This window comes from Bacillus sp. AFS017336 (genome assembly GCF_002555445.1).
Classification (GTDB): domain Bacteria; phylum Bacillota; class Bacilli; order Bacillales; family Bacillaceae_G; genus Gottfriedia.
In genome coordinates this window covers 1-15,293 of record NZ_NUCO01000160.1, presented here as the reverse complement: position 1 = coordinate 15,293, position 15,293 = coordinate 1, and the positions used below count along the sequence as shown (strand labels likewise).

The following is a 15,293-nucleotide window of genomic DNA, read 5'->3' as shown; positions in this document are numbered from 1 at the left end:
GAAGAAGTTGACTGAGATGCCACTTCGGACGGTTTACTATTTATTTTGATATTGTTTGTACTGTTGGCAATGACGAGCGTATACAGTCCCTTTTGTTGATTAAATTAAAAAGTTATTCAACTAACGAGCGCATTAGTTGAACAACATAATCGGCTGTATAGTCGATTTTTTTATTTAATGTGAAACAAAAAATATTTGAGATGATGTATTTATGCAAAATTAGAATCACGTCAATTATACATATAATAGTAGGTAGGTTAATTTGTCCAAAAACTACCGTGCTTTAGTATAGGAGGTAAGAAATTGGTTAAAAAGTTTAGTACTTTATTGCTTTTAATTGCAATCACTCTGCAAGTTTATGGATTTTTTACTAACCGATTTTGGACCTTGATGCCATATTAACTTTTCTTATTGGGAATAATGCTTTTCGCATTGGGTTTACAGGAAAAAGGAAAACTTAGATTAAATCTTTTCATCATGACAGGGAGTACTATTTTTATCGGTTTTATAAGATTGTTATCGAACTAACTGATGCGATTCTTCAATAGAAGATCGCTTTTTTATTCAACAAAATGGCAGATTAGTTGTATAAGAATTTTTAAAATAAATCAATTTTTTTTGATTAATATATTGCATTTATTTGGTAAATTAACATATACTTAATTCATCAATAAAATTTGATTAAGGAGAAAGCATATGACTGAGATGACACAACAGCTCCAGAAATATGAGCAGAAATTTAAAGCGTTAGCTGATCAGAAGCGTCTAGAAATCATGTATGAGCTTTGTCAAAGAGGAAGTACATGTGTATGTGATTTAACGGAAGCGTTTGATATGACACAGTCTAAGCTTTCGTATCATTTGAAAATCTTACTGGATGCAGGGCTCATTGTAAAAGAAACGAAAGGTACATGGAGCTATTATGACTTGAACGACACAGAAGTTAACAACTTGCTATCAGAAGAGCTTTGTTGTATTTTCCGAAAATCAGATAACGGTAAACGTAACAGTAATTGTTGTTAATTTTTTTTAATCATTAAATCAAATTTTTTTGATTAAAAAAAAGGAGGAATTCTATATGAAATATGTTCATGTAGGGGTTAACGTAACAAATTTAGAGGCATCAATCGCTTTTTATCAAAAAGTATTTGGTTTGGCACCCGTTAAAGTGAAAGAAGGGTATGCGAAATTCCTGTTAGAAAATCCAGGTCTTAATTTCACACTAAACGTTCGTGATCAAGTTGCGGGTAATCAAGTAAATCACTTTGGTTTCCAAGTTGAAACGGCTGAAGAAATTTTAGCTCATAAGGAAAGACTAGAAAAAGAAGGTTTCTTTGCACGTGAAGAAATGGATACAACATGTTGTTATGCAGTTCAAGATAAGTTTTGGGTAACGGATCCAGACGGAAATGAGTGGGAATTCTTCTATACAAAGGCAGATAGTGAAGTCCACAGGGAAAGCTGCTGTGTTTAAACTACTTCTTCAACGAATCAATGTTGTTAAAAAGTCATTTCAACTAGGGGTATAAGCTTGAGAAAGAAATTAATCGCAGAATTTTTAGGAACATATTTTTTAGTATTTGCTGGAACAGGTGCTATTGTCATTAATGCGTTAACGAACAGTTTAACGCATGTAGGGATTGCTTTCACGTTCGGTCTTGTCGTCATGGCATTGATTTATACCTTCGGGCACGTATCTGGTGCCCATTTCAATCCTGCTGTGACGATTGGTTTTTTCATTCATGGTGATGTAACGAAGCGAGAAGCATCCAGTTACATTTTGATTCAATTACTTGCGGCCACGGCTGCGAGTACAACGTTATTTGGTTTATTTGGGAACGTGGCTTCATTAGGAGCTACTCTACCAAGAGGTTCCTGGGAACAATCATTTCTGTTAGAATTTATTCTGACTTTTTTCTTAATGATGGTGATTTTGGGATCAGCGATCCATGGAAAAGCTATTAAATCCTTTGCAGGAGTCGCAATTGGTGCAACGGTGGGACTGGAAGCCATGTTTGCAGGTCCGATTTGTGGGGCATCTATGAATCCTGCACGTTCGATTGGTCCAGCAATTCTATCCGGTGCAACACACTATATATGGATTTATATTATAGCAACCATATTAGGAGCAAGTTGTGCAGCAATAATTTATCGAATATTTCACGAAAACTAAAGGAGAATATAATATGGCTAACAAAACAATTTACTTCTTATGCACAGGAAACTCTTGCCGAAGCCAAATGGCAGAAGCATGGGGGAAAAAACATTTAGGAAAAGAATGGAACGTCTTATCAGCTGGAATCGAAGCACATGGTGTGAATCCGAACGCAATTAAAGCAATGGATGAAGTTGGAATCAATATTCGCAATCAAACATCAGATGTAATCGACAATGACATCTTAAACAATGCAGATTTAGTTGTGACTTTATGTGGTCATGCGAATGATGTATGTCCAGTTACACCACCACATGTGAAACGTGTTCATTGGGGATTTGATGATCCAGCAGGTCAAGAATGGGAAGTATTCCAAAGAGTTCGCGACCAAATTGGACTTCGAATTAAACAGTTTGCTGAAACTGGAGAATAACAAAAGAACCTTCTATCATAGAAGGTTCTTTGTTTTCCTTAAGCAACTAACGAATGCGATAGTTAAATAACACGCTGGAGCCGATGAACGATGATCGGCTCCTATTTTACTATCTGGCAGTTTAGTTGTGCGAAATGTTCCTAGCTTAAATTGAGATTGGTCACAATACTCAGGTAAAGGCTAGGCAGTTCCTCTCGGAACTGAAGGGTTATATCGAATAATCAAATGATGGGGTAACGCCCTGAAGGGTTCTCTCTTAGTCGAATAGCACTTAATTTAGTAAGAATGATAGTGTTATAAGCTCGGCGAAAAGGCGTGAGAATTTACCGTAACAGTTTTGGCTGACGAAAGCCTACCCGCAGGGGTGGTGTAAATCATGATGCTTGAGTTGAATGAATATGGTGAGAATGCGAATAAACCTAAAAGTAAAAGGTTAAGCTGACGAACTTCTGAATGTACGGGTCTATAACTGCGATACATAGAAATGTGTATATCACCAAATTGTGAGGTTAGATGTGGGTGAGTAAAACTAACTAATATGAAAATCCATGATACGTTACAGGCGTATGAATGCTAACAGGCTTAAAGGAAGCGCCTAAGTTCATTCTATAATAGATATAATTCAACGTTGTAAGCTGATAACGTGGAGGGCTTACTTCCAATGAAGCGTTGACAAGGAAAATAATAATGTGTCGTATTGAATAAACGCTTGCCTTAATCGAAGATCAAGAGCTGTTAAAAGTACATTCACCTAACATAGTGCATAGGATATTTTTATAAGCTGTGAAGGGATTGAGAAAAATGTATAACGTACCAAATATGTATCCATATCATTATCCATATCAATATCCTTATTATGTTAATGTACCAATGAATTACTATGATAGACAGCCTGTTTACTGGACTTTTCCTGTTGGGGTAGAATATGCAAACAGGTTTGGTTCTTTTCGCTCTTACAATGATGATTTCCGCATTTTGTTAAAAGATTATGGAGCAGAACCGTTTGCCGTTAATATTAATGAAGCAACTAAGCAAAACAATACGTTCCGTACCGCATTATGGACAGGAACTCATTTGCAAGTTACCTTAATGAGTCTCAATGTTGGCGAAGATATCGGCTTGGAAATACACCCTAACGTTGACCAATTCTTACGTGTTGAACAAGGGCAGGGGATTGTTCAAATGGGAAAAAGTAAAGATAAGTTAAATTTTAAAAGTAATATCAATGATGATTCTGCAATAATGGTACCAGCTGGAACATGGCACAATGTAATTAATACAGGTAATATTCCGCTAAAACTTTACTCAATATATGCTCCGCCTAACCATCCTTTTGGGACTGTTCATGTAACAAAAGCAGATGCAATGGCTGCGGAAAGAAGTAGTGGTCATGCCAACGAAAAAACAATTGTTTCTGGCAAAAATCCAGATGAATGGATTAAGTACACCGAATATTTGGTAAATAAAGGGTTAGAGGACGTTAAAAGAGGAATAAATGCTACACACATTCTTCAAGAATTTATTCTAATGGGAGTTCTTGTAGGGAAAGGATATTCTCCTGAAAAAGCATTTGAAACAGTAGAAGAATGGGAACGTACAGGAGAATCTAAACTTCTTCAGCAAAGCAAAAAAATGTAGAATTAGAGTAAATGCATATAGTTAAAAGAAATATTTGCAAAATGTTAAGGGGTTTGTCAGATTGTCTGAACCCCTTTTATTAATTTTTTGTTTTCTTGTTGGGGGAAAATTAGTACTCTTTACAAGAGTTTATTCAATTACATAAATGATTTTAGACTATTGATAATAATAAATTCCTTTTCAATGATACATATTAATCCTATATTGATTACTACAATTTAATTAATTGATTTAAAAGGGGATAACTGTTTATGCCGCAACATTATGAGATTATCATGAGAACAATGCTAGCATTTTTGATTTTGTTTATTGGTGCCAAAATTTTAGGAAAACAAATTATTGCTGAAATGAATACCTTTGATTTTATAGGTGCCATTTCTATTGGAGGTATTATTGCCAATTTAGCATTTAATTTAAATATAAAAATCCATCATTCAGTCATCGCTTTTACAATTTTAGTATCAATCATTATAATTGTTAGCTATATTTCCATGAAAAGTCGAATTGGAAGAAATTTATTTGCTGGAAATCCAACAGTAATTGTTGAAAATGGAAAGATTTTGGAAGCCAATATGAGAAAAATGCGTTATTCTCTAGACTATTTAAATCAACAATTAAGAGAAAAAAGTATCTTTAACATAGAGGAAGTTCTTTACGTCGTTGTTGAAACAAATGGTAGAGTATCTGTTTTACAAAAACCCCAATATCGTAATGTAACAAAACAAGATTTAAATATACCGACTACACCAGAATGTAAGCTCCCTATCGAGCTGATCATGGATGGAGAAATTATGACAGAAAACCTAAGGCAAAACAATCAGACGGAGTTAAAGTTACAACGTGAACTAAAAAAACGCAACATTCAAACTAAGGACGTTGCGTATGCTGTGCTTGCAGCTAATGGAAATATCTACGTTGACACATATAAAGATAATATTACTTCTCCAATGGACCAAGAATGAGCTTTTTTAAATACCTTTGAAAATATATTGGACACTTTCTCAAACTAAAAAGATGATTTAGATTTTTAATGTTTGCGAAAGAGGAATTAGATTATTGTAAACAGAAAAGCCTACTTGGTCTTATCCCTGTCAAGTAGACAATAAATAAAAGGAACGCTAATTAAGCAGCCATAACCCTATATTCAGTAGGGCTAAGGTTGCTTAATTTCTTTTGAAATCGTTTATTATTATAATATTTCATGTATTTTTTAACTGCTACTATTACTTCTTTTGAAGTTTTGAATCGATATCGGTAAAAACATTCAGTTTTAAAATGGCTAAAAAAACTCTCTATACAAGCATTATCCAAACAATTTCCTTTTCTGGACATACTTCCTTTTATATCGTATCTTGATAATAGTTGGTTATATCTTATTGAGGTGTATTGGAATCCTTGATCGCTATGTAGTAGGAGTCCTTTTACGTCTCTTTTTTTTATGGCTGATTTTAAAGTATCAGCTACCAGTTTTAAATCATTTCTATCACTTATCTTGTATGAAACAACTTCATTGTTATATAGGTCTAATATGGCAGATAAATAGATTTTCTTTCTAATTAAATTGTAAACAAGTTATATCAGTTACCCATTTTTCATTTGGGCGAGTGGCTGAAAATTCTCTGTTTAATTTGTTTTCTGAAACCACATTTAATTCTTTACGACCAAAATATTTCCACTTCTTTTTTCTTATCTTTACTTGAATCCCATTCTTTTTCATTAAACGATAGAGTCTTTTATGATTAACGATCAATCCATACGTTTTTTTTAGCCACGTTTTAATCCTTGGGTAACCAAAACTCCAATTTATATCAGGATCTTGTTGGCATTTAATGATTTTAGATACAATAGACTGATCTTCTAACACCTTATTTGAAGGGTTATTTTTACGTTTTAGCCATTTATAATATCCACTCTTTGAAACACTAGCTATTTTACATAACATGATGATAGGAAATTGGTTTTTTAGCTCATGAATTTTTCTGTATTCTAACGATTTTTCTCTTCTTTTAACAGCCCCCTTTTCTCAGCTAATAGCTTTTTTAAAAAGGCATTCTCTGCTTCTAATCTATTGATTTTTTCAGTGTCACTTTCATCAACTCGTTTGGCTTTTCTTCTAAGTAGGCTGTCTGATGTTCCTCTTTTTTCTTCTAAACCTTGGATTCCTTCTCGTTTGTAGTGTGTTATCCATCTTTGAATAGTTGCAAATCCTATACCTAGTTCTTTAGCTATTGATTTAATCCCCATATCTTTCTCAAAATACAAATCAATAGCTTTCACCTTAATTTCTTTAGAATAAGTTTTTCTTATTTTCCCCATAAAAAAATCCCCTCCATAGTCGACAGTACAATCCTTTCTTTTGACTGTCTACTGTAAGGGGATAATAACAAATTGAGATCCCTTTTTTGTTGGTAATCATAACCTAGGTTACTATGTATTACTCTGTATCATCATGAGGATACTTGTGTTCACTGTTAATCAGTTTCTTTGTATCGCCACGATAAAAGACATCTTTGAACTCTTGTGGTCGAAACGGAATGATCGGCGCTAAGTACGGAACACCAACCGAGCGTAATAGAGCCATATAAAATATCAACAAGATTAATCCGATTCCCATCGCCGTTAAACCAAAAAAACTACCTATGATTAAAAACAAAATGCGTAATGATAAAGCGGCACTAGCCATCCCACCTGTGAGAAATAAAAAATTTGTTAGGAACGAAATCCCTACAATAATCATACTAAAAGGATGTACTAGTTTGGCATCAACAAGCGTCGTGCTAATCACCATTGTACCCACCAAAGATGCCAAAACAATCAAATCGGTTTGAATCCGGAAAGATGCTAATCCCAATATATATAAAATTAACAGCAGTAAAAAAACTTCTAAAAATAATGGGAGGAGGGTTTCGGATTCCTTAAAAAATCTTTTAGCATATTTTGCTGGAATCCAATCTTTGTGAAAGTTAGCGACTGCAATGTAAATTCCTGGTATGAAGACAGATATAAAGTAACTAAAGAATAAGATTAATCGATTAGAGAGTTTACCGGTTTTTGAGTAGTATTCAATCGGTTGCGCCATAAACTGAACGAATAAAGCTGGGACGATGGAAGCTTGTGGTGTACCATCAACTAAGATGGCGATTCGTCCTTCATATAAAGCAGCAGCTACAATATCTGGCATCTCCGAATTGAAAATAAGGGGGAAAATGGTTTTCTTCCTTCCTTCCAACGCATCTTCAACAACTCTTGATTCCAAAACATATTCGACATCCAATGTTTCGATTCGCGTTCTTACTTTTTCTAATGCTTGTTTATCCACTTTATGGTTTAAGTAAACAATTGAAAGATCTGTTTTAGCAAATCTTCCTATTTGTTTCATTTCCACAACTAAATCAGGTGACTTAATAAAACTACGAATTAAATTCAAGTTCACTTTTAATTGTTCTGACAGCCCAATCATTGGACCACCAGGTGACCGTTGTCGACTACTTTGTTCAACCGAACGTTGTTGCCATTGAGTCGTTTCTGCGATGATTCCACCGTCATATCCCTCGACTAAGATCAGGGTTCGACCTCGGACAATTCCGTTCAGTGCATCCTCGAACGATGAAACCATTTCAACGGAAGAAGCTCGAATATGTTCAGAGGCTAAGTGGTCGATAAATGGTCTTGTATCGCTTTTTTTCATACCCTTAAATAAGAATAATGGAGTAATGATAAAGTCACGAATCACATCTGCATTAACGAGTTCATCTAGATAGATGAGTGCTACATTGTATTTGCTTTCACCGATACGAATCGTCCGGACAACTAATTCAGCTGTATGGTGCAATTGTTCTTTAATTGTTTCAATATTTTTATGAAGACTTATTGTAAAATTAACCGGATCATGATCGTTCATTCTCTTTCACCTCTAGTCACTCAATAAAACTAATTACCAATTATTAGTTTGACCAAAGGTGAGATTGACATACATATAATGAAAGTGGTAAGAGAATAAACTCATGTAGGCGCAGAAAAAGCAAATTATTAATACATTATTACAATTAACAATTGCGTAGCATCTTTTATGAGCTATTGGAAAATCTTTATGACGAAAAAATATTAGAATTAGGATGTGGTGCTGGTTACGCGATGAAACTTCTACTTGAACAATCAACAGCAGACAGGTAGTAGGGTTGGATGTTTCTCCAACTGTTGTTCGAACAGCAACAATACGAAATAGAAAAGCAATCAACACTGGTAGAGCAAGGATAGTACAAGAAAACGTGAAAAATTTGCCCTTTCAAGATGAAGAATTTAATAAAGTATTTTGCATTCATTCAATATGTTTTTGGGACAACTTACCTGAAACAATCTAGATATATAGGATTTTAAAACCTAATGGGAATTTAATTATTACTCTGTGCGATGGCAAAGATGAGACATGGAGCGATGTGAAAAGTATGGTGGAACAACAGCTAAATCGGATTATGGAGAAAGAAGATTTATTAATGAAAAACATTGAATGGATTTATCTCCAGACAATTCCATATATCCGCGGTTATAGGTTATAAATAGCAATTTTTGTCTCGGAAGTTTTTCTTATTCAACTAAACCAGCTAATAGAATGTCAATATTTTTCTATAAACAACTTAATAAGAACATGCACCAACACACAAAAAAATTTCCCTAAATGAAGATTTCAGGAGGATATTGATAGGGCAGGTGGTTTTGTTAGTTTTAGTAGAATGGCTTAATATTATTCTTTTAAAAGTAGATTGCTAGAAATAATTTATTGAATTCTTTTAATATATTACAAATTCCCCCAAATTTAGCGAGCAATTTTTTTTAGTTTAATTGTTTCGGGCATAAAATAATACATTTTTCGAGTGAAAACACTAAAAAATCTGTATATTTTTTAAATTTAAATAAATATTCGACAGAACTAGATAAAATAGAGTCGAAATTTGTTAGGTAAATACTTCCTTATTACCCCAATACACAACAAAGTTCTTTAGCTGTAAAATGTGAAATAGAAATATTTTTCTGACTATTCTAAATAAATAACCATTAATCTCTCAAACACCATTACTAGATTGATAGTAGAAAATAAAAACTTAGTGGTTTAATGCTCAAAGTTTTATTTAATAAAAAAAATAGAAAAAGGGGCTATCTTAATGAAGAAAAGTAAAATTAATCCTTTTAAGGTAATGAGCACTGCAGCTTTAACCTCATTATTATTTACATCTCTTACAGTTTTCGCTGAAAGTATTGACAATCCAAGTGAACCAACAGATCAAGCTGCACCAGTATTAGTTCAGCATAATGTCGCAACAGAGCAAGTAAAACCAATTTATAAAGATGTTAAAAAAGATAATCAAATAAAAAGCTTTAAACCAGATGACCTTGTTCATTTAATTGTAGAGGTTGATCAACCGGCAAAAAATGTACAAACAACACCTGAAAGTAAAATAGCTTCATTTAAACAAAAGCAGGACAACGTAATCGAACAGATCTCAAAAGAAAAAAAATCTAAATCCAATGATTCTGTCAAATTAAAGCATCGCTATTATCAAGGGTTTAACGGATTCAGTGTTGAAACTCAATATAAAAATATGAAAGATATCCAATCTATTCCTGGGGTGAAACATGTTCATATTGCTAGAACATACACGGAATCGATGGCAGCAAGTAAGGAATTAGTACAAGCTCAAAAGGTATGGGAACAATACGGTTATAAAGGCGAAGGATTACTTGTAGGGGTTGTTGATTCAGGGATTGATTATACGCATAAAGATTTGACATTATCTGATGAAGCCAAAGCAAAAGAAAAGTGGAATCAAAATAATATTCAACAAAAATTTGCAGAGACAAGCGTAAATGAAAAATGGTATTCTGATAAAGTTCCAACGGGGTACGACTGGGCAGACAATGATACAGATGTTATTCCAGGTGCAACTGGTAGTCCGCACGGTACACACGTTTCTGGAATAGTTGGAGCAAACGGTGACGAAACGAAGGGTGGAGTTGCTGGTATTGCACCAGGTGTTCAACTTTTAGCTGAAAAGGTATTTTCAGATAAAGGCGGCGGCGCTATGGAAGATGACATTATTGCAGGTATGGAGCATGCTGTCACAATGGGTGCAGATGTTATTAACATGAGTTTAGGTACAGATGCAGGTACTGTAGATGAAGATTATGATCCGATTCAAAAAGAGATTCGATTGGCGACAGAACGTGGGACACTTGTTGTTGTAGCAGCTGGAAATGCAGGATACAGTACTTATAATAATCTCTCTAAACCTTCTTTAAAACCATTTGCAGAAGATCCTGATATTGGGACTGTTGGTTCACCAGGTGTAAGTCCCTTTGCTTTATCAGTGGCTTCCTATGAAAATACTAAAATTCATATGAATGCAATATCAGATGGAAATGGTCTATCGATACCATTCAAAGACCAAGATCAATTTGCACCATCTTATAATTTTAAAGTTTCTAAGAATCTATTACCTGATACAAACTATGATCTCGTTTACGTAGGCGAAGGTGTGAAGGCTACGGATTACCCTAAAGGCAAAACTGGCTACATTGCCGTTGTTAAATTACTAAATTGGTATAGTACTGTTTCAAGCATTCAATTTACAGCAAAGAGTGCAGGGGCTAAGGCTATTATTATGATACCACCTACAGGATCTATAAATTATGATTATGCTCCTCTTCCTGCAACGCCAGTTGCAACACCAACGGCTTCAACAAGTAAAGCTATTGGTGAAACATTATTAAACAAAATGAATAGTATGCCAAGCGGGCAATATATAACTATGAAAAATGTAGGCGATTATTGGGTAGACAATCCATCTAAAGACACGATGTCCTATTTCTCATCAATGGGTACTACGCCAACATTAGATTTTAAACCGGAAATTTCAGCTCCTGGAGGAAATATTTATTCTACTATACCAGGAAATGATTATGAAGTGATGAGCGGTACATCCATGGCAACTCCACATGTTGCAGGCGGTTCAGCATTGTTATTGCAGTCACTTTATCAAAAAGGTTTAACACATTCAGAAGATACAGTTTTAAAAGCAAAGATTGCGTTAATGAATACAGCTAAAGTCGTAATGGATCCTAAAACTAACAATGCGATTCCATATTCTCCTCGTATACAAGGATCCGGTTTAATGCAAATTCAAAATGCAATTCAAACACCTGTTATTGTGACAAGAAAAAATACACCTCTTGAGCAAGCGGGAGCAGTTGCTTTAAAAGAAATTAAAAACGACAGAGCGATCTTCAATTTAAATGTAGAATCACTTGAGATAAATAAAACGAAAAAAGAATACGAGTACACTGTTAATGTAGATTTATTAACGGACGGGATTGAAACGAAACAATTTGACTTAGATAACGATGGAGCTTTAGATACAAAAGATTACTTATCTTTAAAAAGTAAACGTATTGAAGGTGCTTCCATCTATGTAAATGGAGAAAAATTAACTGATGTGGATGGCGCAACATTAAAAATTAAAACAGGCCAAAAGAAAAACCTGAATGTAGAAATTAGACTGCCAAGAACATTAAAGAAAAATGAGTTTGTTGAAGGTTTTGTACGCCTTGTACCAACAGGAGAGGATAGTGATTCTGCTGTACCATTATCCATTCCTTATATGGGTTTCTATGGAAAATGGGATGAGCCTCGAAATATCGATGCTCCGGCTTGGGAAAAAGATGCATTTGTCGGATATACGGCACTTTGGAATGATGATTCAGAAGGATCTCCTTTAGGATTCAATGGACATAGTTTCGATCTTAACCATATTGCTTACTCGCCAAACTATGTAGATGTTGGTATTTATGGTTCAATGCAGGCCTTACGTAATTTAGCAAAAGCTGAAATGTCTATTGAAGATTCATCTGGAAAACAACTTAAATATTTAGGTGACTATAGTGAATATAATGGAAATGGGCAACCATGGAAATTTAGTAAAAACATTATGATGGTCGGTGATTATGGAACAAACTTATATCAATGGGATATGAAAGACCAGTCTGGAAATTATGTTCCTGACGGTTTATACAATTACGTAATCAAAACAACATTGGATTATCCAAACGCTAAACCACAGACTGTTAAAATGCCAATGTTAGTAGATTCTATCGCTCCGAAAGTTTCAGATATTAAAGTTACGCCAAAGGACGGAAAATATGAAGTTTCCTTCAATGCGTCAGATAATGCAAGTGACTTTAATTCTGCAGTTGTTTATGTTAATGGAAAATCTTACGTATTAGGACTTGAGCAAAAATCTGTCCTTGTTCCTACAGAACCGAAAGGTATTGTTATTTTGGCCCTTGATTATGCAGGAAATATATCTTGGACTCCGTGGGGAGATCAAAGCTACAATACTCAAAGTATGGTCATTCAAACAATAGGTGTTTCTCCGTCTACAAATGTTAACGAAAAGAATCCAGCAAAAATTGTAAGCTGGGCACATAACAGAGTAGACTGGACGATCAATGTTAAAGATGCAAATGGGAAACTGATTGATTCGTGGGATGTGAAAAATGAACATACACTAAAAGCAATGTGGTTACCTGAAACGGACCTTCCAAATGGAACGTACTATATCTCAGCTGATATCGTTACAAAAGACGGTTTCAAAATTACAACAACGACTAAAACGGTAACGGTAAAACAATAACTGTAAAACGTCCTTAAATAGTTCAATTCGATTAACTAAAAAGCTATCTTTCCTAAAAAATAGGATTTCGATAGCTTTTTTTCTATGTTTCTATGTTTGATAAATATTTTTATAATTAAACTACTTGAATCGATTTCATAATTGCGGGATCTTGTACAGCGAGGCTTTAAAAAGCATAGAAAAATAGGAACTCCTTAAAATCGTGTATAATTTGAATTACTACAAACAAATTTCACAGATTTTGAAAAAGAGACTCCCTTATTACTAATATACGACAAGAGAGCCTATACAGAAAGCCATGGAGCTATAAGTGAGATTTATTACCATTTTCTTTTTCAGCGATAAAGCGTTTGAATTCATCTGTATACGTAATACCTTTCTCGCTAACTGATTTAACATATTTATTATCAGATAAGATCTTAATTTGTTTATCATTAAATAATTTCTTAAAAGGTATAGCTGAAGTAACAGCTGTCACTCTTGTTGCGGAAATTGGTCAATTTTCTCGTTCTTCAAACCCAAGACAACTAATGTTTTATGCAGGCTTGGTCTCAAATAGGTTTATTAAGTCTGTGATTCTCCATTCTAAATAAATAAGAATAGAAGTATTTAGTTTTCAAAGAGTCATGAAAAAGAAATTACAGAAATGGAAACAAGTTCAAATTTATTTAAATAACATATGTACTTAGATTATTGCTACTCATCAGCACTTTAAAAAAATGTGAGAAAGAACTTTATAGTGATGGACTAAATAAATTAATTGATATTGCAAGAGAGAAAAGGATGCAGGAATACTTGAAAAATCTTAAAAATGTCTATTATCAATTTGGCATTACCGACTATATTTAACAATTCAGTTGGATGAGAAATATATTCAAATGTTAAGTGAATACTTAAACATCAGTAAAAATAGTAGTACTTTTGTTAAGACCTAATAAAAAGCTCTTTTTTTGTCGAGATTTATCGATAACTTATTGTTTATTTGACAGAATTTTTAAAAAAGTAAATATCATCAACACCCCTTATAATCAAATTATAAAAAGATTATAGACAAGAGGGAGATAGTAGGATGAAACGTGTTATTAAAGGAACTGCAATATTCGCTCTTAGTACAGGAGTATTATTCAGTTCGATACCGATTAAAGATCACCAATCAATTGCAAAGGCAACAAATACAGATTCAATTGAGCAAGTACTTGCAAAACTTACACCAGAACAACGCCAGGCACTTAGACAATTACAAGTGAGTAGTGAGGAAGGACTTCAGTTACCATCTTCGGTAGATTTAGAGAGTTCAGATAAACTATCAGTAATTGTTGAATTTAAAGATCAACCAGCAAAAGTAGCAGTTTTAGAAGAAGCAGCAAATGGAAATAGTTTATCACTTTCAGAAGCTGAACAAAAAGCAAACGCAGCACAAGATACATTTAAAAGTGATTTACAAACAATCTATAAGGATGATTTAAAAGAAGATAATAAATTGTTCAAGATTAAACGTACATATAAAAGTTCACTTAATGGTGTTTCAATCGAGCTGCCAGCAAACAAAGTAAAATCATTATTACAATCAAAAGCTGTTAAAGCTGTTTGGCCAAATAATATGATTAAAGTTGAGCCACCTACTATTCAAGAAGGTTCAAGCGACACTAAAAAAGTAGCAACTGAAGTATTTCCTGGCGTCAATAAACTACATGAAGAGGGTATTACAGGTAAAGGAATTAAGGTAGGGGTAATCGATACAGGAATTGATTACAACCATCCTGATTTAACGGACGCATATAAAGGTTATCGTGCACAACCTGGTGTTGATCCGAAGTCAATTAGTCCAAGCTCAGTGAAAGGCTGGGATTTTGTCGATAATGATGCCGATCCGATGGAGACTACATACGACGATTGGAAAAAATCTGGTTTAATAGAAAAAGATCCAAGCACAGGTGCAACGTTTTATACAGAACATGGTACACATGTATCTGGTATCATTGCTGGCCGTGGTAAAAATAATACAGATTATGCAGTAACAGGTGTAGCACCAGATGCTGACCTTTATGTTTATCGTGTTTTGGGACAATATGGCTCTGGTTCAACTGAAAATGTATTAGGTGGAATTGATAAATCTATAGCGGATGGCATGGATGTTATCAATTTATCGCTTGGTAGTAATTCGAATGATCCTGAGAATATTGAAAGCCTTGCACTTAACAACGCAGTACTTTCGGGCGTTACAGCAGTAGTTGCAGCAGGAAATGCTGGCGATGGAATGTACACAGTTGGCTCACCAGGAGCATCTGCATTAGCGATTACAGTTGGAGCAAATGATACAAAAACTGAGATCACCACATCTAAAGGAATTTTGCATGGAACAACAAATGTACAAGCTGATTTA

The 15,293-nt window shown here is 34.2% G+C and carries 13 protein-coding genes and 1 pseudogene; 10 read left to right on the top strand and 4 right to left on the bottom strand.

Annotation, left to right across the window (positions count from 1 at the left end; translation table 11 throughout):
* Nucleotides 1-705 precede the first annotated feature (705 nt).
* From CN601_RS26350 to CN601_RS26325, 6 genes and pseudogenes are all read left to right on the top strand, one after another.
* On the top strand, nucleotides 706-1,023 hold the full coding sequence (locus tag CN601_RS26350) for an ArsR/SmtB family transcription factor (RefSeq protein ID WP_098172853.1): 318 nt from the start codon (nucleotides 706-708) through the stop codon (nucleotides 1,021-1,023).
* A gap of 55 nt (nucleotides 1,024-1,078) precedes the next feature.
* Complete coding sequence (locus CN601_RS26345) at nucleotides 1,079-1,474, top strand: ArsI/CadI family heavy metal resistance metalloenzyme (RefSeq protein ID WP_098172851.1); 396 nt, start codon at nucleotides 1,079-1,081, stop codon at nucleotides 1,472-1,474.
* 57 nt (nucleotides 1,475-1,531) lie between these two features.
* On the top strand, nucleotides 1,532-2,173 hold the full coding sequence (locus CN601_RS26340; protein ID WP_098172850.1) for an aquaporin: 642 nt from the start codon (nucleotides 1,532-1,534) through the stop codon (nucleotides 2,171-2,173).
* A 13-nt stretch (nucleotides 2,174-2,186) separates the two neighbouring features.
* On the top strand, nucleotides 2,187-2,588 hold the full coding sequence (gene arsC, locus CN601_RS26335) for an arsenate reductase (thioredoxin) (protein ID WP_098172849.1): 402 nt from the start codon (nucleotides 2,187-2,189) through the stop codon (nucleotides 2,586-2,588).
* An 819-nt stretch (nucleotides 2,589-3,407) separates the two neighbouring features.
* Nucleotides 3,408-3,965: pseudogene (locus tag CN601_RS26330) on the top strand (cupin domain-containing protein); the annotation flags it as partial.
* Nucleotides 3,966-4,477: 512 nt separating this feature from the next.
* The gene (locus CN601_RS26325) at nucleotides 4,478-5,188 is read left to right on the top strand and encodes a DUF421 domain-containing protein (RefSeq protein ID WP_098172848.1); all 711 of its coding nucleotides are present in this window, start codon (nucleotides 4,478-4,480) and stop codon (nucleotides 5,186-5,188) included.
* A 160-nt stretch (nucleotides 5,189-5,348) separates the two neighbouring features.
* Here CN601_RS26325 and CN601_RS28245 read toward each other — a convergent pair whose 3' ends face one another.
* From CN601_RS28245 to CN601_RS26305, 4 genes are all read right to left on the bottom strand, one after another.
* A complete protein-coding gene (locus CN601_RS28245) occupies nucleotides 5,349-5,771 on the bottom strand; it encodes an IS3 family transposase (protein ID WP_373605016.1) in 423 nt (140 codons plus the stop codon).
* Nucleotides 5,772-5,778: 7 nt separating this feature from the next.
* A complete protein-coding gene (locus CN601_RS26315; RefSeq protein ID WP_098172846.1) occupies nucleotides 5,779-6,168 on the bottom strand; it encodes an IS3 family transposase in 390 nt (129 codons plus the stop codon).
* A 44-nt stretch (nucleotides 6,169-6,212) separates the two neighbouring features.
* Complete coding sequence (locus CN601_RS26310; RefSeq protein ID WP_098172845.1) at nucleotides 6,213-6,542, bottom strand: transposase; 330 nt, start codon at nucleotides 6,540-6,542, stop codon at nucleotides 6,213-6,215.
* A gap of 118 nt (nucleotides 6,543-6,660) precedes the next feature.
* On the bottom strand, nucleotides 6,661-8,127 hold the full coding sequence (locus CN601_RS26305; protein ID WP_098172844.1) for a spore germination protein: 1,467 nt from the start codon (nucleotides 8,125-8,127) through the stop codon (nucleotides 6,661-6,663).
* Nucleotides 8,128-8,380: 253 nt separating this feature from the next.
* Here CN601_RS26305 and CN601_RS28240 point away from each other — a divergent pair, with 253 nt between their 5' ends.
* From CN601_RS28240 to CN601_RS26285, 4 genes are all read left to right on the top strand, one after another.
* Entirely contained in the window at nucleotides 8,381-8,587 is a 207-nt protein-coding gene (locus tag CN601_RS28240) for a methyltransferase domain-containing protein (protein ID WP_098172843.1), read from the top strand.
* A 798-nt stretch (nucleotides 8,588-9,385) separates the two neighbouring features.
* Entirely contained in the window at nucleotides 9,386-12,910 is a 3,525-nt protein-coding gene (locus CN601_RS27955; protein ID WP_098172842.1) for a S8 family serine peptidase, read from the top strand.
* 416 nt (nucleotides 12,911-13,326) lie between these two features.
* Nucleotides 13,327-13,503, top strand: a complete 177-nt coding sequence (locus tag CN601_RS28235) for a transposase (RefSeq protein WP_373605015.1) — start codon at nucleotides 13,327-13,329, stop codon at nucleotides 13,501-13,503.
* 476 nt (nucleotides 13,504-13,979) lie between these two features.
* On the top strand, nucleotides 13,980-15,293 hold a 1,314-nt coding region (locus CN601_RS26285; RefSeq protein WP_179865712.1), incomplete at its 3' end, for a S8 family serine peptidase.

What these genes read in the sequence shown, in the direction of transcription:
- CN601_RS26350 (WP_098172853.1), top strand. Translation starts at nt 706, where the DNA reads ATGACACAACAGCTCCAGAAATATGAGCAGAAATTTAAAGCGTTAGCT.
- CN601_RS26345 (WP_098172851.1), top strand. Translation starts at nt 1,079, where the DNA reads ATGAAATATGTTCATGTAGGGGTTAACGTAACAAATTTAGAGGCATCA.
- arsC (WP_098172849.1), top strand. Translation starts at nt 2,187, where the DNA reads ATGGCTAACAAAACAATTTACTTCTTATGCACAGGAAACTCTTGCCGA.
- CN601_RS26325 (WP_098172848.1), top strand. Translation starts at nt 4,478, where the DNA reads ATGCCGCAACATTATGAGATTATCATGAGAACAATGCTAGCATTTTTG.
- CN601_RS26315 (WP_098172846.1), bottom strand. Translation starts at nt 6,168, where the DNA reads ATGTTATGTAAAATAGCTAGTGTTTCAAAGAGTGGATATTATAAATGG.
- CN601_RS26310 (WP_098172845.1), bottom strand. Translation starts at nt 6,542, where the DNA reads ATGGGGAAAATAAGAAAAACTTATTCTAAAGAAATTAAGGTGAAAGCT.
- CN601_RS26305 (WP_098172844.1), bottom strand. Translation starts at nt 8,127, where the DNA reads ATGAACGATCATGATCCGGTTAATTTTACAATAAGTCTTCATAAAAAT.
- CN601_RS27955 (WP_098172842.1), top strand. Translation starts at nt 9,386, where the DNA reads ATGAAGAAAAGTAAAATTAATCCTTTTAAGGTAATGAGCACTGCAGCT.